Source organism: Mycobacterium sp., from assembly GCF_035633495.1.
Classification (GTDB): domain Bacteria; phylum Actinomycetota; class Actinomycetes; order Mycobacteriales; family Mycobacteriaceae; genus Mycobacterium.
The window spans coordinates 1-23,949 of sequence record NZ_DASQEU010000015.1 but is presented as its reverse complement, the minus strand read 5'-3'; the positions used below and the strand labels follow the sequence as shown (position 1 = coordinate 23,949).

General features: G+C 67.8%; 27 protein-coding genes and 2 pseudogenes. 20 read left to right on the top strand and 9 right to left on the bottom strand.

Translation table 11 applies throughout. The annotated features are described in order from the left end of the window. Positions 1-8 precede the first annotated feature (8 nt). The 6 genes and pseudogenes from nadD (at position 9) to VET27_RS02465 (ending at position 3,897) form a co-directional block, all read left to right on the top strand. Positions 9-632: a nicotinate-nucleotide adenylyltransferase gene (nadD, locus tag VET27_RS02490; RefSeq protein WP_526514910.1), complete on the top strand. Its 624-nt coding sequence runs from the start codon at positions 9-11 to the stop codon at positions 630-632. Continuing rightward, entirely contained in the window at positions 629-1,030 is a 402-nt protein-coding gene (gene rsfS, locus VET27_RS02485) for a ribosome silencing factor (protein ID WP_526514804.1), read from the top strand. Before nadD ends, rsfS begins: the two co-directional genes overlap by 4 nt. Then, positions 1,027-1,707, top strand: a complete 681-nt coding sequence (gene gpgP / locus VET27_RS02480; protein ID WP_526514802.1) for a glucosyl-3-phosphoglycerate phosphatase — start codon at positions 1,027-1,029, stop codon at positions 1,705-1,707. Before rsfS ends, gpgP begins: the two co-directional genes overlap by 4 nt. Continuing rightward, positions 1,697-2,440, top strand: coding sequence for a diglucosylglycerate octanoyltransferase (octT, locus tag VET27_RS02475; protein ID WP_526514800.1), 744 nt, complete (start codon positions 1,697-1,699; stop codon positions 2,438-2,440). The genes gpgP and octT overlap by 11 nt, the downstream gene beginning before the upstream one ends. A 2-nt stretch (positions 2,441-2,442) precedes the next feature. After that, the gene (locus VET27_RS02470) at positions 2,443-3,279 is read left to right on the top strand and encodes a DegV family protein (protein ID WP_526514798.1); all 837 of its coding nucleotides are present in this window, start codon (positions 2,443-2,445) and stop codon (positions 3,277-3,279) included. Between the two features lie 9 nt (positions 3,280-3,288). After that, positions 3,289-3,897 (top strand): annotated as a pseudogene (locus VET27_RS02465) (maleylpyruvate isomerase family mycothiol-dependent enzyme). On the opposite strand, the gene VET27_RS02460 reads toward VET27_RS02465, so the two are convergent. From VET27_RS02460 to VET27_RS02450, 3 genes are all read right to left on the bottom strand, one after another. After that, positions 3,894-4,952, bottom strand: a complete 1,059-nt coding sequence (locus VET27_RS02460; protein WP_526514796.1) for an NAD(P)H-dependent amine dehydrogenase family protein — start codon at positions 4,950-4,952, stop codon at positions 3,894-3,896. The pseudogene VET27_RS02465 and the gene VET27_RS02460 overlap by 4 nt on opposite strands. Positions 4,953-5,149: 197 nt before the next feature. Next, the gene (locus tag VET27_RS02455; RefSeq protein ID WP_526514794.1) at positions 5,150-6,409 is read right to left on the bottom strand and encodes a cytochrome P450; all 1,260 of its coding nucleotides are present in this window, start codon (positions 6,407-6,409) and stop codon (positions 5,150-5,152) included. Between the two features lies 1 nt (position 6,410). After that, entirely contained in the window at positions 6,411-6,989 is a 579-nt protein-coding gene (locus tag VET27_RS02450) for a TetR/AcrR family transcriptional regulator (RefSeq protein WP_526514792.1), read from the bottom strand. A gap of 241 nt (positions 6,990-7,230) precedes the next feature. On the opposite strand from VET27_RS02450, the gene VET27_RS02445 reads away from it, so the two are divergent. Genes VET27_RS02445 through holA form a run of 3 tightly spaced genes read left to right on the top strand, consistent with a single transcriptional unit; the run spans position 7,231 to position 10,562 of the window. Next, positions 7,231-8,058, top strand: coding sequence for a ComEA family DNA-binding protein (locus VET27_RS02445; RefSeq protein WP_526514790.1), 828 nt, complete (start codon positions 7,231-7,233; stop codon positions 8,056-8,058). Further along, a complete protein-coding gene (locus VET27_RS02440; protein ID WP_526514788.1) occupies positions 8,055-9,596 on the top strand; it encodes a ComEC/Rec2 family competence protein in 1,542 nt (513 codons plus the stop codon). Before VET27_RS02445 ends, VET27_RS02440 begins: the two co-directional genes overlap by 4 nt. A 21-nt stretch (positions 9,597-9,617) precedes the next feature. Further along, positions 9,618-10,562 (top strand): DNA polymerase III subunit delta, encoded by a 945-nt coding sequence (gene holA / locus VET27_RS02435; RefSeq protein ID WP_526514908.1) that lies wholly within the window; start codon positions 9,618-9,620, stop codon positions 10,560-10,562. Position 10,563: 1 nt separating this feature from the next. On the opposite strand, the gene rpsT is transcribed toward holA, so the two are convergent. Beyond that, entirely contained in the window at positions 10,564-10,824 is a 261-nt protein-coding gene (gene rpsT, locus VET27_RS02430) for a 30S ribosomal protein S20 (RefSeq protein ID WP_526514786.1), read from the bottom strand. A 287-nt stretch (positions 10,825-11,111) separates the two neighbouring features. Between rpsT and VET27_RS02425 the strand changes: the two genes are divergently transcribed. Genes VET27_RS02425 through VET27_RS02415 form a run of 3 tightly spaced genes read left to right on the top strand, consistent with a single transcriptional unit; the run spans position 11,112 to position 14,507 of the window. Beyond that, positions 11,112-12,686 carry a circularly permuted type 2 ATP-grasp protein gene (locus VET27_RS02425; protein ID WP_526514906.1) on the top strand — a complete coding sequence of 525 codons (1,575 nt, stop codon included), beginning with the start codon at positions 11,112-11,114 and terminating at the stop codon, positions 12,684-12,686. Continuing rightward, positions 12,686-13,666 (top strand): alpha-E domain-containing protein, encoded by a 981-nt coding sequence (locus VET27_RS02420; RefSeq protein ID WP_526514785.1) that lies wholly within the window; start codon positions 12,686-12,688, stop codon positions 13,664-13,666. The genes VET27_RS02425 and VET27_RS02420 overlap by 1 nt, the downstream gene beginning before the upstream one ends. Before the next feature lies 1 nt (position 13,667). Beyond that, positions 13,668-14,507, top strand: a complete 840-nt coding sequence (locus VET27_RS02415; RefSeq protein WP_526514784.1) for a transglutaminase-like domain-containing protein — start codon at positions 13,668-13,670, stop codon at positions 14,505-14,507. Here VET27_RS02415 and VET27_RS02410 read toward each other — a convergent pair. Then, a complete protein-coding gene (locus VET27_RS02410; protein WP_526514904.1) occupies positions 14,491-15,345 on the bottom strand; it encodes a ribonuclease Z in 855 nt (284 codons plus the stop codon). The two genes, VET27_RS02415 and VET27_RS02410, sit on opposite strands and share 17 nt — an antisense overlap. On the opposite strand from VET27_RS02410, the pseudogene VET27_RS02405 reads away from it, so the two are divergent. Further along, positions 15,344-15,499 (top strand): annotated as a pseudogene (locus VET27_RS02405) (TetR family transcriptional regulator); the annotation flags it as partial. The gene VET27_RS02410 and the pseudogene VET27_RS02405 sit on opposite strands and share 2 nt — an antisense overlap. A 145-nt stretch (positions 15,500-15,644) precedes the next feature. Then, positions 15,645-16,085, top strand: a complete 441-nt coding sequence (locus VET27_RS02400) for a hypothetical protein (RefSeq protein ID WP_526514783.1) — start codon at positions 15,645-15,647, stop codon at positions 16,083-16,085. Between the two features lie 4 nt (positions 16,086-16,089). Here the strand turns inward: VET27_RS02400 and VET27_RS02395 are convergent, their stop codons facing one another. Then, positions 16,090-17,073: an aldo/keto reductase gene (locus VET27_RS02395; protein ID WP_526514902.1), complete on the bottom strand. Its 984-nt coding sequence runs from the start codon at positions 17,071-17,073 to the stop codon at positions 16,090-16,092. Between the two features lie 76 nt (positions 17,074-17,149). Between VET27_RS02395 and VET27_RS02390 the strand changes: the two genes are divergently transcribed. Beyond that, a complete protein-coding gene (locus VET27_RS02390; RefSeq protein ID WP_526514782.1) occupies positions 17,150-17,578 on the top strand; it encodes a CBS domain-containing protein in 429 nt (142 codons plus the stop codon). A gap of 4 nt (positions 17,579-17,582) precedes the next feature. Further along, entirely contained in the window at positions 17,583-18,191 is a 609-nt protein-coding gene (locus VET27_RS02385; protein WP_526514781.1) for a GNAT family N-acetyltransferase, read from the top strand. A gap of 5 nt (positions 18,192-18,196) precedes the next feature. On the opposite strand, the gene VET27_RS02380 is transcribed toward VET27_RS02385, so the two are convergent. Further along, positions 18,197-18,808 (bottom strand): type II toxin-antitoxin system PemK/MazF family toxin, encoded by a 612-nt coding sequence (locus VET27_RS02380; protein WP_526514780.1) that lies wholly within the window; start codon positions 18,806-18,808, stop codon positions 18,197-18,199. A 103-nt stretch (positions 18,809-18,911) separates the two neighbouring features. Here VET27_RS02380 and lepA point away from each other — a divergent pair, with 103 nt between their 5' ends. The 3 genes from lepA to VET27_RS02365 are packed head-to-tail and all read left to right on the top strand — an operon-like array spanning position 18,912 to position 22,177. Then, on the top strand, positions 18,912-20,759 hold the full coding sequence (lepA, locus tag VET27_RS02375; RefSeq protein ID WP_526514900.1) for a translation elongation factor 4: 1,848 nt from the start codon (positions 18,912-18,914) through the stop codon (positions 20,757-20,759). A 6-nt stretch (positions 20,760-20,765) separates the two neighbouring features. Then, positions 20,766-21,473, top strand: coding sequence for a sensor domain-containing protein (locus VET27_RS02370; protein ID WP_526514779.1), 708 nt, complete (start codon positions 20,766-20,768; stop codon positions 21,471-21,473). Positions 21,474-21,478: 5 nt separating this feature from the next. Beyond that, positions 21,479-22,177 carry a sensor domain-containing protein gene (locus VET27_RS02365; RefSeq protein WP_526514778.1) on the top strand — a complete coding sequence of 233 codons (699 nt, stop codon included), beginning with the start codon at positions 21,479-21,481 and terminating at the stop codon, positions 22,175-22,177. A gap of 48 nt (positions 22,178-22,225) precedes the next feature. On the opposite strand, the gene VET27_RS02360 is transcribed toward VET27_RS02365, so the two are convergent. After that, positions 22,226-22,495: a hypothetical protein gene (locus tag VET27_RS02360; protein WP_526514777.1), complete on the bottom strand. Its 270-nt coding sequence runs from the start codon at positions 22,493-22,495 to the stop codon at positions 22,226-22,228. Between the two features lie 62 nt (positions 22,496-22,557). On the opposite strand from VET27_RS02360, the gene VET27_RS02355 reads away from it, so the two are divergent. Beyond that, complete coding sequence (locus tag VET27_RS02355) at positions 22,558-23,424, top strand: hypothetical protein (RefSeq protein ID WP_526514776.1); 867 nt, start codon at positions 22,558-22,560, stop codon at positions 23,422-23,424. A 273-nt stretch (positions 23,425-23,697) separates the two neighbouring features. On the opposite strand, the gene VET27_RS02350 is transcribed toward VET27_RS02355, so the two are convergent. Continuing rightward, positions 23,698-23,949, bottom strand: a 252-nt coding sequence (locus VET27_RS02350; RefSeq protein WP_526514775.1) for a transposase, incomplete at its 5' end; no start/stop codon positions are given.

Sequence of the window (23,949 nt, the reverse complement as noted above, 5' to 3'; positions counted from 1 at the left end):
GACGCAGGCTGGGGGTGATGGGCGGGACGTTCGATCCCATCCATCACGGTCACCTGGTCGCCGCCAGCGAGGTGGCCGACCTGTTCAACCTGGACGAAGTCGTGTTCGTACCCACCGGTCAGCCCTGGCAGAAGCGCGAGCGGGCCGTCACCGCCGCCGAGGACCGATATCTGATGACGGTCATCGCGACCGCAGCCAATCCGCAGTTCTCGGTGAGTCGCGTCGACATCGATCGCGGCGGGCCCACCTATACCAAGGACACGCTGCGCGACCTCGGAGCGCTCAATCCCGACGCGGACCTGTTCTTCATCACCGGCGCAGACGCCCTCGGGTCGATTCTGTCCTGGCAGAACTGGAGGGATCTCTTCTCCATGGCGCGATTCGTCGGCGTCAGCCGACCCGGCTACGAATTGGACGGCGAACACATCGAGGCGGCGATGAAGGAACTGCCCGCGGATGCGCTGAAGCTCGTGGAGGTGCCTGCGTTGGCCATCTCGTCGAGCGACTGCCGCAAGCGGGCCGAACAGGGCAGACCCATCTGGTACCTGGTGCCCGACGGCGTCGTGCAGTACGTCACCAAGCGCGGTCTGTATCCCGCGACCGTTCTTGCGACAGGGGACCGCAGACCATGACCGCCTCTGAAGAAGCCATCCGCATGGCGATCATCGCCGCCAGGGCGGCGTCGGCCAAGCTCGCCGACGACGTCGTCGTCATCGACGTGTCCGAACAACTCGTCATCACCGACTGCTTCGTCGTCGCGTCGGCGTCCAACGACCGCCAGGTCAACGCGATCGTCGACGAGGTCGAGGAGAAGATGCGGCTGGCCGGGTACAAGCCCGCCCGCCGCGAGGGCACCCGCGAGGGGCGCTGGGTGCTGCTCGACTACGTCGACATCGTGGCGCACATTCAGCACCAGGACGAGCGCAACTTCTACGCCCTCGACCGGTTGTGGCGGGACTGTCCACTCATCCCCGTCGATCTGGAGGCCGATGAGCCGCTTGCGCGAAGAGAAACGGACGGTGCGGAGTGAGGATTCGCCGCCTGGTGCTGCTACGGCACGGTCAGACGGAGTACAACGCGGGCAGCCGCATGCAGGGCCAGCTCGACACCGATCTCAGCGACCTGGGCCGAGAGCAGGCGGCCGCCGCCGCCGAGGTGCTGGCCAAGCGGCAGCCGTTGGTGGTCGTGTCCTCCGATCTGCGTCGCGCCCTCGACACCGCGACCGCGCTCGCCGCGCGCAGCGGCGTCCCGGCATCGGTCGACACTCGACTCCGGGAAACGCACCTCGGCGACTGGCAGGGCCTGACGCACCTCGACGTGGATGCCACCGCACCCGGCGCCCGGCTCGCCTGGCGCGAGGATGCCAGGTGGGCCCCGCACGGGGGCGAGAGCCGGGTCGACGTGGCCAAGCGAAGCGCGCCGCTGGTCGCCGAGTTGCTTGTCCAGCTTGGTGATTGGGGCTCCGATGGGGCGGGGGACGCGTCGGACCGGCCGGTCGTCCTGGTGGCTCACGGCGGGCTGATCGCCGCGCTGACCGCCGCTCTGCTGGAACTGCCGGTGGACAACTGGCCCGTGCTGGGCGGGATGGGAAACGCGAGCTGGGTGCAGCTGTCCGGGCATTCGGCGGACGACGCGGCGCCGGACGACGTCCGATGGCGTCTCGACGTGTGGAACGCCTCGGCTCAGGTCGCCAACGATGTCCTCTAGCGCTCCTGCCCGCCGCACGCTGCTCGTCTTCTGCGACTCGCTGTCCTACTACGGACCGACCGGCGGACTGCCCGCGGACGATCCCAGGATCTGGCCCAACATCGTGGCCTCGCAACTCGACTGGGACGTGGAGCTGATCGGTCGGATCGGGTGGACGTGCCGCGACGTGTGGTGGGCGGCCATTCAGGATCCCCGCGCGTGGGCGGCGCTACCCCGGGCAGGCGCCGTGGTCTTCGCGACGTCCGGCATGGATTCCCTCCCTTCGCCATTGCCAACCGCCGTGCGCGAACTGATCCGCTACGTGCGTCCACCCCTCGTGCGTCGATGGGCGCGTGACGGGTACGGCTGGTTGCAGCCCAGGCTGTCGCCAATCGCCCGACCTGCGCTGCCGCCCCACCTGAGTGCCGAATACCTCGAACAGACGCGCGCCGCAATCGACTTCAACCGCCCCGGCATTCCCTTCGTGGCGTGCATCCCCTCGGTCCACGTCGCCGAGACCTACGGCAAGTCCCACCGGTGGCGTGAGGGCACGGTCGCCGCAATCACCGAATGGGGACGCGAGCACGGCGTGCCGATCGTCGATCTCAAGGCCGCGGTCGGCGAGCAGGTGATGAGCGGGCGTGGAAACCCCGACGGCATCCACTGGAACTTCGAGGCGCACCGCGCGGTGGCCGAACTGATGACGAAGGGGCTCGCCGAGGCGGGAGTGACCGCCGTGGGCACCGGCGGCTGAGCATGGCCGTCACGGTGGTGACCGATTCGTCGGCGCGTCTGCATCCGGAGGAACTGCAGCGGTGGGGGATTCGACAGGTTCCGCTGCACGTGCTCGTCGATGGCACCGACCTGCGGGACGGCATCGATGAAGTGCCCCATGACGTTCATGCTCACGCTCACGTCACGACGGCCGGCGCCACTCCCGCCGACCTCGCCGAGTCCTACCGCCAGGCACTGGCCGAGAGCGGTGGCGACGGGGTCGTCGCGGTGCACCTGTCCGCTGCGCTGTCGAGCACCTTCAGCTCGGCCGTCGGGGCGGCCCGTGAGTTCGGTCCCGCAGTGCGCGTGGTGAACTCGCGATCCGCCGCGGCCGGTGTCGGATTCGTGGCCCTGGCCGCTGCGCGTGCTGCTGCTGCCGGCGGAGACCTCGACGCCGTCGAGGCAGCGGCGAGGGCGGTGGTGCCTCGAGGTCACGCGTTCATCGTCGTGCACCGGCTCGACAATCTGCGGCGCAGTGGCCGGATCGGTACCACCGCTTCGTGGTTGGGGACGGCACTGTCGCTCAAGCCGCTGCTGTGTCTGGACGTCGATGGACGCCTGGTGCTGTCCCAGCGCATCCGCACCGTCACCAAGGCTCGTGCGGCGCTGGTGGAGGCGGTGGCCGAGGTCGTCGGCGATCGCCCGGCGACGCTGGCCGTGCACCACGTCGACAACCAGGACGGGGCGGCCGAGATCGCAGCGGCCCTCACCGCGCGGTTGCCCCAGGTGAACGCGCCGTCGATCACCGACATGGGACCGGTGCTCTCGGTGCACGTCGGTGGCGGGTCCGTCGGGGTGTGCGTGACGGTGGACGGTTGAGGAGACTCGATGTCACCGCTGGACCTGGCACGGGAAGAGCGGGAGGACTTCGCCGACCTCCTGGCGGGCCTGACGCCCGAGCAATGGGAGAGTCCGTCCCTGTGTGCGGGTTGGTCCGTGCGGGACGTCGCCGCGCACTGCGTCAGCTTCGAGGGAATGTCCCCGCGGGAACTGACCGCCCGATTCCTCAAGGGCCGTCTGCAGACCGACCGCATCAACGCCCTTGCGGTGGAGGCACTCGCGGATCGTTCGTCCGACGAGCTGGTCGGCATCCTGCGGGACAACGCCGAGCCCACGGTCTCGGTGCCGGGTTGGGTGGCCGGGTCGCACTGACCGACAACATGATTCATCAGCAGGACACCCGGCGTCGGCTCGGGATCCCCCGCACGATTGCGCCCGCGCGTAGCCCTTGACTTCGCCCGGTTTGCGCCGCTGATCCGTGGTGCGTGGCGCGCCCGCGGCCTTCGGTTGGTCGCCACCGACCTGGACTGGTCCCACGGCACCGGACCGGAGGTGCGTGGCACCGGTGAAGTGCTGCTGCTGATCATGGCCGGCCGCCAGGACGCGCTGGCCGAACTCGACGGACCAGGCAGGGCGAGGCTCGCCGCCAGGTTCTAGCGTGCGCAACGTCCCGTCACGGGCGGCAGGTCCTTGAGCGTGACGATCCCCGCCGGGGCGGCCACGACGGCGGGCACGGCGTTCGTCACCGGCATCGCGGTGTAGATCATGCCGAGACCCATGAAGCCGGGTTCATTCCAGTCGCGGGGTGGTAGGCAGTGCAGCACCGTACGCATGTTGGGCGTGCCGAACACCTGGATGACGTGGCCGTGCTCCAGTGGCTTCGGCGGCGTGACGTGGCTGCCCATCGTCCAGTTGAATCCGACACTGACGACGTTCTTCTCGCCGACCCAGCCGCGGTGGTAGCCGTAGACCCCGCCGACGGTGCCGCTGGGGATCTGCATGAACCCCAGGTCGCTGTCGCCGGTGGCCGTCGTGAACTCGACGTCGAACGTCAACCTGTCGAGGGTGGCGCCGATGGCGTCGGCCATCATCGCCGCCGACTCCGCGAACACCTCGCTCTCCCGCCGTACGCTCTCGGCGAGATCGGGCGTCGCTTGGTCCTGACCGAAGCCCATCGCGGCCTGCGTGCCCGCCGACTCGTAGGTCGAACAGTCCACCGACTCGGTGATCCGAATCTCATCGACCTTCTCGCATGCCCCGGAGAGCACCATCCCGACCATGTTCGTCATGCCGGGATGGGCGCCACTGCCGAAGATGGTGGAATTGCCTGCCGCACAAGCCGTCCGAATCCTGTCCAAATCCTCGGGACTCTGCTTGCCGCCGGTGATCCAGGCCGCGCTGGAGCAGACGTTCACTCCCGCCTCGAGCAGCTTCGTGAGCTCGTCGACGTCCGGCCACAAGGGGTTGTAGCAGCACGCGTCGGGCTTCAACGCGATCAGCGCGTCGACGTCATTGGTCGCCGTCACCCCGGTGGGCTGGGCCCAGCCGGCCAGTTCCGCGGCGTCCACTCCCACCTTGTCCGCGCCGTGCGCGTACACCCCGACCAGCTCCATGTCGTCACGTCCGATGATGGCGTGCAGGGAACGCTTCCCGATGTTGCCGGTGGTCCACTGGATCACCCGCAGCGGCCGGTCGGTGGCGTTCGTCGTCATGTGCGCCTCCTCGTTGCAACCCGGATCTATAGACACCGTTGGTGAATATGTATACCCGGCCGCGTCTGCAGATCTCACCGATGGCGACGCAGGCGGCCAGCGTTAGCGCAACCGCCGCACCGCCGGCGACGCCGCCGCGATGGCACTGCTCGCCAGCACCAGTGAGCCGCAGGCGACGAACATCACGGTGCTGGTCACTACTGGGCTTCGGCCAAGGCGGTCATCGGCATGCAGGCATACCCGCGGATCGCATTACCCGGTCGGCGGCGCGCGCCATCGGTCATCTGCAGTGCCGGCACCCGCTCGGCGAGCACCTGAATCGCCACCTCGGCTTCCAGTCGGGCCAGGGGAGCGCCGAGGCAGTAGTGGATGCCGCTCGAGAAGGCGAGATGGTCGGTCCCGCCGCTCCGGGTGATGTCGAACCGTGCCGGGTCGGGGTGGGCCGCGGGGTCACGGCCCGCGGCGGCGAGCATCAGCATCACCCGGGTGTCGGGCGCCAGCAGTTCACCGTCCAATTCGACGTATTCGTGCGGGACCCGGACGGTGAGCTGGACGGGCGGATCGAACCGCAAGGTCTCCTCGACGGCTGCGGCGGCCAGCCCCGGATCGCGGCGCAGCAGCTCCCACTGCTTGGGATGACGAGCCAGCGCTGCTACTGCGTTACCGATCAGGTTGACCGTCGTCTCGAATCCGGCGATCAGCAAAAGCCCGCAGGTGGCCACCAATTCGTCGCTGCTGAGCCGGCCGTCGACACGGGCAGCGCGCAATAGGCTCAGGACGTCGTCGCCGAGACTGTCCTCGCGTTCGAGCCGAACGAACAACGCGACCAGGTCATCGCTGGCCGCGCGCAGCTGCTCGGCCTGGGCGAGGCTGAATACCCCGCCGATGGACTGGCCGACTATGGCGCCATATCGGGCGAACCGCGCGGTGTCGACGTCGGGAATCCCGAGCAGGTCGGTGATCACCGTGATCGGCAGCGGGGCCGCGAGGTCACCGACGAGGTCGAACGACTCCCGCTGCAGTGCCTTGTCGAGCAACTGACGAGCCAGGGCGTCGACCCGGTCGCGGTAGCCGCGGATCACCGCGGGACGAAACGCCGGGGCGACGAGCCGGCGCAGCCGAGTGTGATCGGGTGGATCCTGTTCCAGGAAGGACCCGGTGAGCGGCCCGCCCACTGTCGCCTCCCACGGATCGGCATCGGCGGGAACACCTTTGGAGTCACGTATCACGAAGCGCGGGTCGCGCAGCACCTGGTCGCACAGGGCGTGCGAGGTGACCGCCCGTGCGCCGGTGCGGCTGCGGTAGACCGGTCCGTGGGCGCGCATCCGGTCGTAGAGGGCGTAAACGTCCTTCCCGCCCGGCTCCAGCACCTCGGCGAGCAGGTCGCCCGAACGGGCCAGCGTCCACAGCGCGGCTCGGCCCGCAGCGATCCGGCCGGCGGTGATCAGGCGGCGCATCTCAGTGCTCGCCGATCGTGACGGCGATCCCGTGCAGCACCGTTCGCATGACTAGGTCGGGTGCTGCGACCGGGGCGAGACGGCCCAGCGCGATCTGCTCCCACGCCGCGTAGACCAGCGAGTTGATCGCCGAGACGATCCACTCGTCGGTCAGATCGGCGCCCAGGACCCCGCCGGACTGGGCGCGGCGGACGGCGGCGCGGACCGGCGCGTCCAGGGCTTCGAGGCGAGTCAGCAGCTCGGGCTCGATGTCCAGCGACCGCTCGCGCAGCAGAAACTCCAGCCGTGGTCCCATCGGGATCATCGCCGTCACCAACCGGCGCAAGGCGGCCGGTACCTCGTGGCCCGGCACGTCGAGGCCGACCTCCGCGTAGGTGCTCTCCAGCAGATCGAGTGCGTCAACTGCCAGCGCGACCAACAAGGCGTGACGGGTTGGGTAGAGCTTGTGCAATGTGGTGCGGCCGATGCCGGCGGCTCTGGCCACGTCCGCCAGGGAGGCAGCCGGATCGGTGACCAGGACCTCGGTGGCGGTCTGCAGCAGGGATCGAGTGGACGATGAAGCACCAACGCGAACAATCATGTTCACCAGAGTACATGACTGTTCTGCTCGGTCAACGCGGACACGGCGCTGCAGCGGCAGTCGATGCGCGGCCTCCGTCCCGTCACCATCGGGCGACGCCCCGACCGACCGCGGCCCCGTTCACGACGACGGGTGGGCTAGCATCCGTTCGCGATCCACAGTCCGACGTCCATCCACAGGGGTGGATCGGCGGCCGCCGTGCGAGCCTGCCGCGTCCACCGCAACGCCTACCGTTCGCGGCATGCGTACCGAAAGAGCGGTCGACAGGGCAGAGCGCCGCCTCGCCGGGCCACGAGCCCCCGACGAGGAGACATCCGAAGGCACCGGCGACGGCGAGGAGTCCGACACCTCGCTGTCGCGATGGTTGCCCGAGGCCACGGCCGGTGGGGCGGCCGGTTGGCTCACGACGGTGCGCGCCGACCCGGGGAGGGCAGGGGTCATCGGACTCGGAATCGTCGGTGCCGTCGCGGTGCTGGTCACCGTGTTCACGTTGATGCGGGACGACGGCCCCGCGGTAACGTCGGCGAAACTGCCTCCGGTGCAGATGGTTTCGTCCACCGCGTCCGTCCCGGCGGACGGGGCGCCGGCGGACGGGCAGGTCGTCGTCAGCGTGGTCGGGTTGGTGCACCAACCCGGTCTGGTGACGCTCGGTGCGGGTGCCCGCATCGCCGACGCGCTGACTGCTGCCGGTGGCCCACTGGACGGCGCGGATCTGGTCGGCATCAACATGGCGCGTCGGGTCGGTGACGGGGAGCAGATCGTCGTCGGCCTCTCGTCGCCACCCGGTGCGCCGCCGGCCATGGGGAGTTCGATCACCTCGCCGCCCGATGCAGCGCCGACCTCGGCCACCCCGAACGAGAAGCCCACTGCACCAGACGGTTTGGTCAACCTGAACACGGCGACGGTCGAACAGCTCGACACCTTGCCCGGCGTCGGCCCCGTCACCGCCGCGGCGATCATCGCGTGGCGGGACGCCAACGGGCCCTTCGCGGGCGTGGACCAACTCGGCGAGGTCGATGGCATCGGCCCCGCGCGGCTGGAGAAGCTGCGTGCCCTGGTCACGGTGTGACGCCGAACCCGTCCGTTGCCACCACGCCCGACGTGCGTCTGGTGCCTGCCGCGCTGACCAGTTGGGCGGTCACCGCGGCGGGCATCGTGTGGAGTCCGCCGGCGGCTTTCTGGGTGGCGGTCCTCGCGGTGCTCGCGACGGCGGTGATCGCGTGGCGGTTGCACCGCGCACCAACGACGTTCGCGGCCATCTGGCCTTCCTTGGTCGCGGTCGCGGCGGTCGGCGTGGCCTTCGCCGCGGCCGTGGCACTCCGGGTGGACGACGTGCACCACCATCCGATCGTGTCGCACTACGGTACGACGGCGACGGTCGTCGTGGTGCCCAGCGAGTCGCCTCGGTTCCTCGGCGCCACTCGGATGATGTTCCGCGGCACGGTCATATCGCTCGACGGGCAACGGACCGGTGGTCGCGTCGTCGTCTTCGCGTCGGCCATCGACTACGGCGACGTGACCGCGGGTCGGCCGGCGGCCTTCCATGCCAGGATCTCGCGGCCGACCCGACGCGATCTGTCCGTGGCGGTGCTGATCGCGACCGGAAGGCCCACGCTGGGGACAGCGAGCGCGGTGCAGCGCGCGGCGGCAGGGGTGCGGTCCGATTTCGCCGCTGCGGCACGGGCGGTGCTGCCCGCCGACCAGGCGGCGATGCTGCCCGCGTTGGTGCTCGGGGACACGTCCGCCCTGAGCGTCGAGACGGCGAACGAGTTTCGGGCCGCGGGTTTGACGCATTTGACGGCGGTCTCCGGGGCCAACGTCACGATCGTCTGCGGTGCGATTCTGCTGGCGGCCGGACTCGTCGGCCCCCGGGTTGCGGTCGCGTCGGCTGCGGTGGCTCTGATCGTCTTCGTCGTGGTGGTGCAGCCGTCCGCCAGTGTGCTGCGCGCTGCCGTCATGGGTGCGATCGCCCTGTTCGCAGTCATCTCGAGGAGGCGGCGACAGGCGATACCGGCGTTGTCGGCCTGCGTCCTGGTCCTCGTGGTCGTGGCACCCGAACTCGCCGTCGACCTCGGGTTCGCGTTGTCGGTGTCGGCCACGGCCGCACTGGTCGTCATCGCGCCGGTGTGGTCGCGTCGACTCGTCGATCGTGGCTGGCCGGAGCCGCTGGCGGCGGGGGTGAGCGTCGCCGTCGCGGCTCAGCTCGTCACGGCACCGCTCGTCGCGGGGATGTCGGGCACCGTGAGCATGATGTCCGTCATCGCGAATCTCGCCGTGGCAGCGGTCATCCCGCCGATCACCGTGATCGGCACAGGTGCGGCCGCGCTGACGGCAGCATGGCCGGCCGCGGCAGAGCTGATGATCCGGTTCATCGGGCCCGAACTATGGTGGTTGTCGAAGGTCGCGCACTGGGCGTCGTCGGTGCCAGGAGCGGTCGTGGCCGTGCCATCCGGGTGGCCGGGCGTCGTGACCGTGGCCATCGCCGGGGTCGCCGCGGTGGTGTTGTGGCGATGGAGGTGGGGACGCGTGGTGGTGGGCGTGGCAGCGGTGTGCCTGCTCGCGTGGTCCTTGTCGGGGCAGGGTGTGAATCGAGTCGGTATGGCGTGACACCATCGGGGCGTGAGCCAACTGCACCTGGTCCTGGGCGATGAAGATCTGCTCGTCGACCGCGCCATTGCCGACGTGTTGCGTGCCGCACGCAAGCAGGCCGGCACCCACGACGTGCCCGTCGATCGCATGCGTGCCGGCGAGGTCAGCACCAACGAACTCGCCGAACTGCTCAGCCCCTCACTGTTCGCCGACGAACGCGTCGTGGTGCTCGAGGCGGCCGCCGAGGCGGGCAAGGACGCCGTCGCGCTGATCGCCGACGCGGCCGCGGACCTCCAGCCGGGCACCGCGCTCGTCATCGTGCACTCCGGCGCGGGCCGCGCCAAGGCGTTGGCCGATCAGCTGAAGACGCTCGGCGCCGAGGTCCATCCATGCGCCAAGATCACGAAGGCCGGTGAGCGGGCCGACTTCGTCCGCCGCGAGTTCCGCACCCTCAAGGTCAAGGTCGGAGACGACACGGTGACCGCGGTGCTCGACGCCGTGGGCTCCGACATCCGCGAACTCGCCGCGGCGTGCTCGCAACTCGTCGCCGACACGGGCGGCGAGGTCGATGCCGCGGCGGTGCGCCGCTATCACAGTGGCAAGGCGGAGGTGAAGGGCTTCGACATCGCCGACAAGGCGGTGACGGGCGACGTCGCGGGGGCGGCCGAAGCGCTGCGCTGGGCGATGATCGGCGGAGAACCGCACGTCGTGTTGGCCGACGCGCTGGCCGAAGCGGTGCACGCCATCGCACGAGTGGGTCCGATGTCCGGGGATCCCTATCGGCTGGCAGGCGAACTGGGCATGCCGCCGTGGCGTGTACAGAAGGCGCAGAAGCAGGCCAGGCGCTGGTCGCGCGATTCGGTCGCCGAGGCGATGCGCCTGGTGGCAGCCTTGAACGCGGACGTCAAGGGCGCGGCAGCAGACCCCGACTACGCGCTCGAATCAGCGGTGAGAAAGGTGGCCGAACTGGCCGGGGGGCAGTAGCTCAGAGCTTGTGCAGGGCGTGCGCCAGCGCGGACTTCTTGTTGGCCGCCTGATTCTTGTGGATGACACCCTTGCTGGCGGCCTTGTCCAGCTTGCGGCTGGTCGATACCAGCAACTCGGCGGCCTTGTCCTTCTCGCCGGCGTCGATCGCCTCGCGGAATCCGCGAACAGCAGTGCGCAGAGCGGACTTCACCGACTGGTTGCGCAGACGCGCGCGCTCGTTGGTGAGAATGCGCTTCTGCTGCGACTTGATGTTGGCCACGCGTAAGTTCCTTCTGAATGTCAGCTTGGGTTTGCCAAAGTTTTCACGGGCGCCCGACTACGGGCAGCAAGGCATCAGGTTACCAGCGTGGCGGGTAAATCCCCAAAGCGGTGTGGCCTGGCCTGCCGAAACGAAACAGTTGGGGCAGCATGTCAATGGTGAGCCTTCGAACCCTGCCAGCGGATGGCGCCCGATCGGGGCGCAAGACCGTTTCGTCGTCAAAACGTCACGACGGCATCTTCGGTGGGTACAACAACGTCGGCGACTACTCCAAGGCGTTCGACGAGATGTTCGACGCCCAGGGCAACGTCCGTGGCCCGTACAAGGGAATCTTCGCCGAGCTTGCTCCGTCGGACGCCTCCGAACTCGCGGCACGGTCCGAGGCGCTCGGGCGCGCGTTCATCGACCAGGGCATCACCTTCTCCCTGTCGGGCCAGGAGCGTCCGTTCCCGCTGGACTTGGTGCCCCGGGTGATCTCGGCGGCCGAGTGGTCCCGGCTCGAACGCGGAATCACTCAGCGCGTGAAGGCACTGGAGATGTATCTCGACGACATCTACGGCGAGCAGGAGATCCTGCGCGACGGTGTCATCCCGCGCCGGCTGGTCACGTCGTGTGAACACTTCCACCGCGAGGCCGCGGGCATCGTCCCGCCGAACGGCGTGCGCATCCACGTCGCAGGCATCGACCTGGTGCGTGATGGCCAAGGCACCTTCCGCGTGCTCGAGGACAATCTCCGCTCGCCGTCGGGAGTCTCCTACGTGATGGAGAACCGCCGCACGATGGCGCGGGTGTTCCCGAACCTCTTCGCCACGCATCGCGTCCGGGCGGTCGGCGACTACGCGTCTCACCTGCTTCTCGCCCTGCGCAATGCCGCAGCCTCGAACGAGGCCGACCCGACGGTCGTCGTCCTCACTCCCGGCGTCTACAACTCGGCGTACTTCGAGCACTCGCTGCTGGCCCGCCAGATGGGCGTGGAGCTCGTCGAGGGGCGCGATCTGTTCTGCCGCGACAACACCGTGTACATGCGGACGACCGAGGGCGAGCGCCAGGTCGACGTCATCTACCGCCGGATCGACGACGAGTTCCTCGATCCGATGCACTTCAAGCCGGACTCGGTCCTCGGGGTGGCGGGAGTTCTCAACGCCGCCCGCGCGGGCAACGTGGTCATCTCCAGCGCCGTCGGCAACGGGGTCGGCGACGACAAGCTGGTCTACACCTACGTCCCGACGATCATCGAGTACTACCTCGGCGAGAAACCTGCGCTGGCCAACGTCGACACGTTCCGCTGCTGGCTCGACGACGAGCGCGAGGAGGTGCTCGACCGCATCGACGAACTCGTCATCAAGCCCGTCGAGGGGTCCGGCGGCTATGGGATCGTCTTCGGCCCGGATGCGTCCGAGAAGGAACTCGCCACCATCACCAAGAAGGTGCGCAACGATCCCCGCGGGTGGATCGCCCAGCCCGTCGTGCAGCTGTCCACGGTCCCGACGAAGATCGACGACAATCTGGCGCCGCGCCACGTCGACCTCCGGCCGTTCGCCGTCAACGACGGTGACAACGTGTGGGTGCTGCCCGGCGGTCTGACGCGGGTCGCGCTGCCGGAGGGATCGTTGGTGGTGAACTCCAGCCAGGGCGGTGGCTCGAAGGACACCTGGGTGCTGGCGTCACGCACATCGGTGGCCGACCGTGAACTCGCCGCGGCCGAGGTCGTGCGTGCCCTGCCGAAGACCGGCAAGGCGTCGAAGTCCGAGAAGAACGGCGACGCACCCTCGCAGAAGCAGCAGTCCCAGGCCACGGCTCCGCAGGAGGAGCAGCAGCAACAACAACAACAGCAGCAGCAGCAGCAGCAGGTGGTGGACTGATGCTCGCGCGCAACGCGGAATCCCTGTACTGGATCGGGCGCTACGTCGAACGCGCCGACGACACGGCCCGGATCCTGGACGTCACCGTTCATCAGCTGCTCGAAGACTCGAGCGTCGATCCCGACCAGGCGTCGCGGACGCTGTTGAAGGTGCTTGGCATCGAGCCACCCGACGACACGGCGCTCCACCTCTGGTCGTTGACCGACCTCGTCGCGTTCAGCCGCGACACCCAGGGCGGTTGCTCGATCGTCGACTCGATCTCCGCAGCGCGCGAGAATGCCCGCGGCGCACGCGAAGTCACCTCGACGGAGATCTGGGAGTGCCTCAACACCACCTACAACGCGCTGCCCGAGCGGGAACGCGCCGCCAAGCGCCTCGGGCCGCACGAGTTCCTGTCCTACATCGAGGGACGGGCGGCCCAGTTCGCCGGCCTGGCCGATTCCACCCTGTCCCGCGACGACGGTTATCGCTTCATGGTGCTGGGACGCGCCATCGAACGCGTCGACATGATCGTGCGGCTGCTGTTGTCGCGCGTCGGGGACAGCGCTTCGTCACCCGCCTGGGTGACCGTGCTGCGCTCGGCGGGCGCGCACGACACCTATCTGCGCACCTACCGCGGCGTGTTGGACGCCACCCGGGTGGTCGAGTTCATGATGCTCGATCGGCTCTTCCCGCGGTCCATCATGTACTCGCTGCGGCTCGCCGAACACAGCCTCGACGAACTTCACCATCGAAGGCTCAACCGCGTCGGCGCGACCGCCGAGGCGCAGCGCCTGCTGGGCCGCGCCCGCAGTGAGTTGGAGTTCCTGCGACCCGGTGTGCTGCTCGAATCCCTCGAGGAGCGACTCGGCGCGCTGCAAACCACTTGCGCCGACGTCGGAGAGGCGTTGGCGCTGGAGTACTTCTACTCGGCGCCGTGGGTCGCATGGACCGACGCCGGTCGAAACGTGTCGCTGGTGATCGAAGAGGGTGAGGTCTGACATGTGGCGTATGCGCGTCATCCACGCCACTGGCTACGCCTACAAGTCGCCGGTCACCGCCTCGTTCAACGAGGCCCGACTCACCCCGAGGTCGGACTCTCGACAGAACGTGGTCCTCAATCGCGTCGAGACGGTTCCCGCCACCCGTTCCTACCGCTACGTCGACTATTGGGGCACGGCCGTAACGTCTTTCGACCTGCACGCACCGCACACCGAGCTCGAGGTGACGGCGTCGTCGGTCGTCGAGACCGACAAGGGTGAGCTGCCGAAGGAGAAGTTCGGCTGGGAGGAACTGGCGTCTGAGGCGGTGAAGGATCGCTTCGACGAGTACCTCGTGGGGCTGGCCTACACTCCGGCCAGCAGGCGCATGGCCCGCGTCGGCGAGCGCATCGCCAAGTACCACGACCCCCAGCAGGCAATCATCGAGGCAGCGCAGTGGGTGCATGCCGAGCTGGCGTACGTACCGGGGACCACCGGCGTCCACTCGTCGGGTCTCGATGCGCTCCGCGAAGGCAAGGGCGTCTGTCAGGACTTCGCCCACCTCACACTGATCCTGTTGCGCAGCATGGGGATTCCCGCTCGCTACGTGTCGGGTTACCTGCATCCCAACGCCAAGGCCAAGGTGGGTGACACCATCGACGGCCAGAGCCACGCCTGGATTCAGGCTTGGACGGGTGGCTGGTGGAACTACGACCCCACCAACGACAAGGAGATCAGCGAGCAGTACATCAGTGTCGGCGTCGGTCGTGACTACCACGACGTGACCCCGCTCAAGGGCATCTACTCGGGGGAGGGTTCGACCGACCTCGACGTGGTCGTGGAGATCACCCGCCTGGCTTAGTGTTCGCTCCCGGAGTTACCTCGACCCGCAGCAAGTCGTTGCCGAGTTCGATAGTGCCGGGGAAGGCCGTGGCCGCCAGGGCCCGCCAGTCATCCTCCTGGCCGGGCGCCAGCGGCGGCACGTAGTGCGTGAGGATCAACGTGTCGACGCCTGCACGTGCCGCGGTGGCGGCTGCCTCCTCGACGGAGGAGTGGTAGTCGAGGATGTCGCGCAGGCGCTGCTGGGGTACTCGTTCGACCAGATCCTTGCGGATCACGGTGTGCACCAGCGCGCCCGCACCGGCGGCCAACTCGTCGAGGCTCGCGCACGGCACCGAGTCACCGGCCAATACCACTGAGGCGCCGGCGAACTCGATCCGGAAGCCGATCGTCGGCTCGACCGGGCGGTGATCGGTAGGTGCGACCGTGATCCGCACGCCGTCGCGACCCCATACCACGCCATCGGTCACCTCCTCCACCTCCACGCTGGGCGGTTCGGTGATGTCGGCGTGGTGGCCGATCCGGTAGCCGATGTCGGAGGCCAGTGCATCCAGGGTGGCGTCGACCACCGCCGCGGTTCCCGGCGGCCCGATCACCAGCAGGGGAGTGCGGGTGAACGTGGTGACCCACCGGGTCGTGATGACGTCGGAGAGGTCGGTGATGTGGTCACTGTGCAGGTGCGTCAGGAGCAGCGCCGTGATGTTGGCCGCGCCGACGCCGACCGCCGCGGCGCGCATCAGCACTCCGCGGCCACAGTCCACCAGGAAGGTCTGATCACCCGCCCGCACCAGCGTCGACGGACCAGCGCGGTTGGGATCCACCATCGGACTGCCGGTGCCCAGCAGCGTGACCTCGATCATGACGTCATACCTACCCCCTCCGGCCCGCTCGTGCGGCGTTATCCGTCCGAACGGCTTGCCGACTCCAGAGCGACGGTCGCCGCGTACCGGGATCGTCGACGCCGCCACGAAGCTCTTCTCCGAGAAGGGTTACGCCCAAACGACGATGAGCGACATCGCCCGCGCCACGGGTCTTCGGCAGTCGTCGATGTACTACTGGTTTCGCAACAAAGGAGCAGCTGCTGCAGGAGACACTGGTCGTCAACCGGGCGCCGCTCGAGTTCATCGCCGAGATCGGCGCGGGCTCCGGCTCACCGGCAGTGAAGCTGTACCGGCTGCTGAGATTCGACACCATGCAGCTGGCGATGTCACCGATCGACTTCAACGAGATCCAACGCATCGCGCACGTGCAGCGCGCCGAGTACCACCAGTTCTGGACCGAGTACGAGCGGCTCGAGCAGTGGGTGGTCGACTTGATCGGTGCGGCGATCGGCGAGGGCAAGTTCATCGACTGCGACAAGGAGACGACCGCAGGCCTGCTTCTCAACTTCGACCATGGAGCGCAGAAACAGACCCGGCTGCACACCGATCAGGGCGATCGCGTGGGGGAGGCCATCCGCGTGGGCGAGCAGGTCGCGATCATCGCGGTCCGCGGACTGTTGAAGCGGCCCAGCGAGATCACCCGGATCAGTGCGCAGGCGGCGGCATTCGACGACGTCGCCGTGGCTCTGCAGGTGACCCGACCGAGGGACACGGACTGATCGGCTATTCGCGTCCGGCCGACACCCACGCCAGGTCGGCGAAGCGATTCCCCGACACCGCGTTGGCCGCCGAGTCCAGCCGTGCGAGTTGGTCGTCGCTCAAGGCCACGTCCAGCGAGTCGAGGTTCTCCTCGACGCGCGCGGCCCGGCGGGTGCCGGGAATCGGCACCGACGCCACGCCGAACTCGTCGGCCCGGTAACGCAGCCAGGCCAGGGCGATCTGCGCCGCGGTGGCCGCATGTTCGTCGGCTACGGCGCGGATCACCTCGACCACCGCCAGGTTGTTCTCGAGTGCCTCGTCGGAGAAGCGCGGCAGGTTGCGGCGGAAGTCCGATGACTCCGTCAGGTCGGCGACGGAGGTGTCCGTGCCCGTCAGGAATCCCCGTCCCAGCGGTGAATACGGAACGAAGCCGACACCGTGTTCGGCGGCCGCGGGCACCACGTGGCGCTCGACGTCGCGGCTCCAGATGGACCACTCTCTCTGGACGGCGGCGATCGGGTGTACCTCGACGGCGGCGCGCAGTTCGTCGGCCGTCACCTCGGATAGGCCCAGATGACGAACCTTGCCCGCGGTCACGAGGTCGGCCATCGCGCCGATGGTCTCCTCGATCGGCACGGTGAGGTCGCGCCGGTGCATGTAGTACAGGTCGACGACGTCAGTCTGCAGACGACCCAGACTCTCGTCGATGCACTGCCGGACGTAGGTGGCGTCGCCGCGCGCCCCCGACTTGCCCGAGGCGCGATCGGCCGGATTCCCGACGATGCCGAACTTCGTCGCGAGGGTGACCTCGTCGCGCCGATCGGCGAGCAGGCCCGAGATCAGTCGCTCGTTGGCCCCGCCTCCGTAGATGTTCGCGGTGTCGATGAACGTCACGCCGAGATCCACCGCGCGGTGCAGGGTGACCAGCGATTCGGTGTCGTCGACGTCGCCGTACACCGGTGTCAACGCCATGGCGCCGAAGCCGACGGCGCCGCTGTCGTCGTCGATGTGTTCCGCGTAAGGGCTTCCGCCATGCCGCGATGGACGTAGCCTGGTGTGATTCACGTCACCAAGGAGGCAGCCAGTGCGTATCGCAGACGTGCTGAAGAACAAGGGTGCGGGCGTGCTGACGATCGCCCCGGACACCCTGGTCAGCGACCTACTTGGCGGACTGGTCACCCGCAATGTCGGAGCCATGGTCGTCGTCGGGCCGAACGGGCTGGTCGGCATCGTGTCGGAACGCGACATCGTGCGCATGTTGCACGAACACGGCGCGGGAGCGCTAGGTAGACCCGTCGCCGACATCATGACCAGTGAGGTGATCACGTGCTCGCCCGACGACTCCGTCGACAGCCTCAGCGGACTCATGACCACCCATCGGGTCCGGCACGTGCCCGTCGTGGAGAACGGCCAACTGGCCGGCATCGTCAGCATCGGCGACCTCGTGAAGACCCGGATGGAAGCGTTGCAGGCCGAACGGGAGCAGTTGGCGGCATACATCACCCAGGGGTGAGAACATGGCCAGCGTGCTCGCAAGACCCGCGACCCGTGCCGACGTAGGCGCCCTGTCCTCGACCCTCGGCCGGGCCTTCTACGACGATCCCGTGATGTGTTGGATGCTGCCCGACGCCGACAGGCGCAGGCGCAAGCTGCACAAGCTGTTCTCGGCGCTGACGCGCCACCACCACCTGTCCCAGGGTGGCGTCGAGGTCGTGCCCGACGACTCTGGCGGCATCGGGAGCGCGGCGCTGTGGGACCCGCCCGGCAAGTGGCGGCAGAACCGGGGTGAGGAGCTGCGGGCCATGCCGGGATTGCTCCTGGCGTTCGGCCGGTCCCTCCAGCGTGGGCTCGTCCTCGAAGAGATGATGAAGAAGGCTCATCCCGAGGAGCCGCACTGGTACCTCGCGATCATCGGCAGCGATACCGACGTCCGCGGCAAGGGCTACGGGCAGGCGTTGATGAGCTCGCGGCTCGACCGCTGCGACGCCGAGCATGCGCCGGCCTACCTGGAGTCCAGCAATCCCGACAACGTGCCCTACTACCAGCGGTTCGGCTTCGAGATCACCGGCGAGATCACGCCGCCCGGAGGGCCCAGCCTGATTCCGATGTGGCGGCCTGCGCGCTGACGCGCCTAGCTCCAGGAGTACTCGGCGCGCAGCCGCGCTGCCACGATCTCGAAGGTCTCGCGATCGAGGATCGCGCCCTCGCGGCGGATGCCCTCCTCCGGGACGTCGAGGACGCGATCGAGCCGCACCCAGCTGGCGCGGCCCTCGTAATCCCAACTGCCGCTTCCGATCCCGACCCAGCTGCGGTCGGCGACGTGACGCTCCTGGCTGGTCAACATCAGCCCCAGCAGAGTGGAGCTGTCGCGGCCGACGACCAGGACGGGGCGGTCCTTGCCGCGTGACGGGTCCTCCTCGTAGACCACCCACGTCCACACGATCTCGCCAGGATCGGCCCGGCCGTCGAGATCCGGCGCATAGGACACCCTGCGCGCCCGGTGCGCGGTGGGCACGCTGCTCTTGGTGACGGGTCGGCCCGCGGCGATCGCACGCTGGGGCTCCGTCGCCGCGCCCATCAGGACGCTGATGCCGACGTCGATTCCCATCTTGATGCCCTGCTGGAGGGTGCGCGGCCTGGTCTCCGGTCTCTGCAGCTGGCGGATGATCTTTGGCGCTTCCCCGAACACCAGGTTCTCCGTGGTCTTGAGAATTCGCTGCCACGGACTCCGCTGTGAAGCCATGGGACGAGCATAAGCACGATTGTGTCGACACGACGTTTGGTCGATACGCTGGTAGCGCAGGTAACACGGGCCGACACACGTCGGGGCCCCACCCCACCAGGAGATTCCCATCAGCAGCTTCGCCGACAAGACGTTCACTGCGCCGGCGCAGATTCGGAACTTCTGCATCATCGCGCACATCGACCATGGCAAGTCGACGCTGGCCGACCGCATGCTGGGGATCACGGGGGTCGTCGCCGACCGGGACATGCGGGCCCAGTACCTCGACCGGATGGACATCGAACGCGAACGCGGCATCACCATCAAAGCGCAGAACGTGCGACTGCCGTGGGAGGTCAACGGTGAGCAGTTCGTCCTGCACCTGATCGACACCCCGGGGCACGTCGACTTCACCTACGAGGTGTCGCGCGCACTCGAGGCCTGCGAAGGCGCCGTGCTGCTCGTCGACGCCGCGCAGGGCATCGAGGCTCAGACGCTGGCGAACCTGTACCTGGCGCTCGACCGCGATCTGACTATCATTCCGGTGTTGAACAAGATCGACCTGCCCGCCGCCGATCCGGACCGCTACGCCGGTGAGATCGCCCACATCATCGGGTGCGAACCGGATGACGTACTGCGCGTCTCCGGCAAGACCGGCGAGGGCGTCCGAGAACTACTCGACGAGGTGGTGCGATTGATCCCCGCGCCGGTCGGAGACGCCGACGCGCCCGCGCGGGCGATGATCTTCGACTCGGTCTACGACGTCTACCGCGGCGTCGTCACCTACGTCCGCGTGGTGGACGGCAAGCTCAACCCACGCGAGAAGATCAAGATGATGTCCACCGGCACCACGCACGAGTTGCTGGAGGTCGGCATCGTCTCACCCGAGCCGAAGGCGACCGTGGGCCTTGGCGTCGGCGAAGTGGGCTATCTGATCACCGGTGTGAAGGACGTCCGCCAGTCGAAGGTCGGCGACACCGTGACGTCCGCGCGCAACGGCGCCACCCAGGCGTTGATCGGATACCGAGAGCCCAAGCCGATGGTCTACTCGGGCCTCTATCCGGTGGACGGTTCGGACTACCCGAACCTGCGCGATGCGCTCGAGCGCCTGCAGCTGAACGACGCGGCACTGACGTGGGAGCCCGAGACGTCGGTGGCGCTCGGCTTCGGCTTCCGGTGCGGGTTCCTCGGCCTGCTGCACATGGAGATCACCCGCGAGCGCCTGGAACGCGAGTTCGACCTCGACCTGATCTCCACCGCGCCCAACGTGGTGTACCGGGTGGTGAAGGACGACGGTACGGAGCTCGTCGTGACAAACCCCTCGGACTGGCAGGAGGGCAAGGTTCGAGCGGTCTTCGAACCCGTGGTGAAGACGACGGTCATCGCGCCCAGCGAGTTCATCGGCACGATCATGGAGCTGTGCCAGTCGCGCCGGGGTGAGCTCGGTGGCATGGACTACCTGTCACCGGAACGCGTCGAGCTCCGCTACACGATGCCGTTGGGCGAGATCATCTTCGACTTCTTCGACTCGCTGAAGTCGCGCACCCGCGGGTACGCGAGCCTCGACTACGAGGAAGCGGGTGAGCAGGAGGCCGATCTGGTGAAGGTCGACATCCTCCTTCAGGGCGAGGCGGTGGACGCGTTCAGTGCCATCGTGCACAAGGACGGCGCCGCCGCCTATGGCAACAAGATGACCACCAAGCTCAAGGAACTCATCCCGCGCCAGCAGTTCGAGGTGCCGATCCAGGCCGCGATCGGGTCGAGAATCATTGCGCGCGAGAACATTCGGGCGATCCGCAAGGATGTGCTCAGCAAGTGCTACGGCGGTGACATCACCCGCAAGCGCAAACTTCTGGACAAGCAGAAGGAAGGCAAGAAGCGGATGAAGACCATCGGCCGGGTCGAGGTCCCGCAGGAAGCCTTCGTCGCGGCATTGTCTTCCGACGCCGCCAGCGACAAGCCCAAGAAGTAGCCTCCGATGCGCTGGCTGGCGGGGGCCCTGTCGCTCGTCCTGCTGCTGGCCGGCTGCGCACACACGGTCGAGGGCGCAGCCCAGCCTGCGACAACCGCGGTCAAGACCCTGACCACCGAGGATGAGATCACCTCTGCGGCCGGAAACCCGTTGAGCACCTTCGGCTTTCAGCCGTTCATCGGCGGCGTGGAGATCCTGCCCGACGGCTACCGCACCGACGCCGACGCCTCGCCGATCGGTTGTGCCGCCGTGACCGACACTGCGCCGCGAATCGTCTACGAACCGCTGCCCGTCATCGAAGTCGCCCGTCAGAGCTACTTCAACTGGGACGAAGGCGTCGACACCTCGGGCGCCGATGTGGCGGTGGTGCGCCTGGCCACGGCCGAGGCCGCCGAATCGACGTTCGATTCGTTCGTTCGGCAGTGGCAGCAGTGCTCGGGCACCACCGTGGTGAAGCACGTGGGAGACACGGTGATCGACGCGGAGATCACGGATGTCACCGCACAGGGGTCCGTGCTTTCGGCCACGGTTCGGACAACCCAACGTCCGAGCGCCCCCACCTCGCGGTACGAGCGCGCAGTCGGGGTACGGAACGGCACCATCGTCGAGGTCTCGCTCGCCGTCACGGCGGCGGGCGAGCGCCAGCCGGACCCGCAGGCCGCGGCCGTGCGCATCGTCCAGGTCATCCTGGACAAGACTCGAGGACCAGGGTGAACCGGGTGGGCGCTCGCGCGCGGGCGTGTGCGGCGTTGGCCCTTGCCCTCGTGGCGGTGTCCGGATGTACCAGCACGGTCTCCGGCCTCGCCGTCCGCGATGCTGATTCCGGCCCGACGGACGTGCGGCCGCTCCGGCCATCGCAACTCGACGACGTGCTGCTGAGCATCGGGCAGCTCAACGAGATCGCGGGCGCCACCCAGATGGAGGTCGTCCTCGAGGGCCAGGAGATGTCGGACAACAGCGATGCCGTATCCGACCCGGACTGCCTCGGCTCGATCTTCGGAGCCGAGGACGAGGTGTACCGGTTCAGCGACTGGACTGACGTGCGGGATCAGGTCGCGCGGGAGCCGGAAGACGGCAACGAACACTGGGTCGAGCAGGCCGTCGTCCGCTACTCGACGGAGACACTGGCCAGGGACTTCGTCGAGAACTCGACGTCCACCTGGCGTGACTGCGGCGGGTTCTCGGTGGCCGTCGACGACGGGACGACGAGCTCGATCTGGCTGATCGACGACGTGGTGGTCGACGGCGACGTGGTGACGCAAGTTATCGCGCAGGAGGACTCCGACGGCTGGGAATGCCAACACGCCTTGGCGTCGGTGGCCAACCTGTCGGTCGAGGCCATTGCGTGCGCCTTCGGCATCGACGACGAAGCCGCCACGATCGCCAAGGCGCTCGTCGCGAACGCAGCCAAGCGGTAGTAGGGCGTGCTCAGGCTCTGACTGTTGTGAAGGTCCCTGCGCTCGCGATCAACTCCGTGCATTCTCGATGGAGCTGTGCAGCAACTCGAGTACCCGAGCGTCCCAGGTCAGCGCCGTCTGTTCGGATAGCTTCGCCTGGTCCGACACGAAGATGCTGTGAGTGTCGTCGACGGTGTAGCACGCTTGGTGGGGCAGACCGGGGTCACCGACGTTCTTTGCCAGTGCGCTCTGCAGGGCCACCAGGCCGTCGTTGGGCCGGCGTTGGCGGGCGTGCACAGCCGCCGCAGCCGGCGAAGAGCAGTATGGCCACTGCCGCAACGGCGATTCGATACAGGTGATTCCGCACGGTCAGACATCCTTGTTCGACGCGAGAGGGACGAGTGAGCCTAGCCGCAAGATGCCGCCGTTGGGCCGCGATTGGGCTGCTGGGGATTTTCGCCCCATGCTGTGTCACGCCGCCGGCGGCGACCGCAGCGACCGCCGCCCTTGCGGACGGTTCCGATGAGGCGATCACACGGGAGATCGACGCCATCACGACGTTCCCCACGGTGCTCGATCCGCGTATCTGGAACGGCATGGACATGAAGCCCGACGTGCGTGACGGCTCGCTTCGCATCGTCGACCGGATCGTAAACTCGTCCGGATTGGACGACCTGCGCGTGCAGGCCGTCAAACTCTTCGGGAGCAACGCTTCCTATGAGTACGACGACAGTTCGGACTTCGGAGTGCTCGTCTTCGTGCACTCCGACGCATTGAGCACCGAGCAGTTGACCGCGCCGCTGCGAATTCTGAACCGCGAGGTGGAGCACAGGCAGGAGGGGCATGTCCTGTTCTATGCCGTGCCCGTGGAGGTCACCTTCCACGCCGAGCGGACCGCGAACTACCAACCGACTCCCGGAATCGGCCAATACTCCATCTCGGACGGCGACTGGGTGCAGGAACCGGTGCAGCAGCCGACCAACTTCGATCGCGCGACGATGCTCGCCGATACCAGGACCTATGTCGGGAAGTACAACAGCTTGGTCTCGGATTACACCAGTGCACCAAGGACTTTCGACTGTGCGCGGTTCGGCGAGGTCGACGACGAGATGGGGGACTACCGTAACGAGGGTTTTGAGCAGGGACTCGGCAGTCGATCGACCCAGAACCTGACCTACCGGGTGCTGCGCCGACTCAGCGTGAACATCCCAGACGAAGTCGACGCGCTCGAGGACGAGTGCACCTACCTCCATGAGTCGCTTCCCTGAACACGGGTGTCCGCTGTTGGTCGGGCTGAGCTTTGAACCACAGTGATTCCAATGAGTCGCCGCGGCCACGATGTGGCGCTTATGACGTCGAATGGTTTGCTTAGCAGCGCATTCGGTGACGCGTGCCCTGGCTGAGCGTGCATCTCCTGCAGCCCGGACGGCGTCGGCGCGAGTCGCGATCGGCGGCGCCCTACTAGCGTTTCCACTGATCGCGTAGGGAGCGTGAGGACGATGACTGCGTGGTGGCCGTGAACAACGCAACCAGTTAGGGCTCTACTGACTGATCTGTGGGTGATTTCTTCCCGGGAGTTGCGGCGGGTGACCGCCGAGGCTGAGCATCGCCAAGGCGATAAGGGCGGCGGGGCTGCGGAATCCGAACGCGACGCGGGTGATGAGCCGGATCTTGGTGTTGACCGATTCGATCCGTCCGTTGGACAGGCCGTGTTCGATGGCGGCCAGGATCGAGTCCTGGTGAGTGATGATGCTTCTCTGCAGCGTGACGAACGCGGGGATCCGGCAGCGCCG

What these genes read in the sequence shown, in the direction of transcription:
- VET27_RS02385 (WP_526514781.1), top strand. Translation starts at nt 17,583, where the DNA reads ATGGCCAGCGTGCTCGCAAGACCCGCGACCCGTGCCGACGTAGGCGCC.
- octT (WP_526514800.1), top strand. Translation starts at nt 1,697, where the DNA reads ATGTCCTCTAGCGCTCCTGCCCGCCGCACGCTGCTCGTCTTCTGCGAC.
- VET27_RS02415 (WP_526514784.1), top strand. Translation starts at nt 13,668, where the DNA reads ATGTGGCGTATGCGCGTCATCCACGCCACTGGCTACGCCTACAAGTCG.
- VET27_RS02420 (WP_526514785.1), top strand. Translation starts at nt 12,686, where the DNA reads ATGCTCGCGCGCAACGCGGAATCCCTGTACTGGATCGGGCGCTACGTC.
- VET27_RS02450 (WP_526514792.1), bottom strand. Translation starts at nt 6,989, where the DNA reads ATGATTGTTCGCGTTGGTGCTTCATCGTCCACTCGATCCCTGCTGCAG.
- VET27_RS02410 (WP_526514904.1), bottom strand. Translation starts at nt 15,345, where the DNA reads ATGATCGAGGTCACGCTGCTGGGCACCGGCAGTCCGATGGTGGATCCC.
- VET27_RS02470 (WP_526514798.1), top strand. Translation starts at nt 2,443, where the DNA reads ATGGCCGTCACGGTGGTGACCGATTCGTCGGCGCGTCTGCATCCGGAG.
- VET27_RS02445 (WP_526514790.1), top strand. Translation starts at nt 7,231, where the DNA reads ATGCGTACCGAAAGAGCGGTCGACAGGGCAGAGCGCCGCCTCGCCGGG.
- VET27_RS02380 (WP_526514780.1), bottom strand. Translation starts at nt 18,808, where the DNA reads ATGGCTTCACAGCGGAGTCCGTGGCAGCGAATTCTCAAGACCACGGAG.
- rsfS (WP_526514804.1), top strand. Translation starts at nt 629, where the DNA reads ATGACCGCCTCTGAAGAAGCCATCCGCATGGCGATCATCGCCGCCAGG.
- VET27_RS02425 (WP_526514906.1), top strand. Translation starts at nt 11,112, where the DNA reads ATGTTCGACGCCCAGGGCAACGTCCGTGGCCCGTACAAGGGAATCTTC.
- VET27_RS02370 (WP_526514779.1), top strand. Translation starts at nt 20,766, where the DNA reads ATGCGCTGGCTGGCGGGGGCCCTGTCGCTCGTCCTGCTGCTGGCCGGC.
- VET27_RS02460 (WP_526514796.1), bottom strand. Translation starts at nt 4,952, where the DNA reads ATGACGACGAACGCCACCGACCGGCCGCTGCGGGTGATCCAGTGGACC.
- VET27_RS02455 (WP_526514794.1), bottom strand. Translation starts at nt 6,409, where the DNA reads ATGCGCCGCCTGATCACCGCCGGCCGGATCGCTGCGGGCCGAGCCGCG.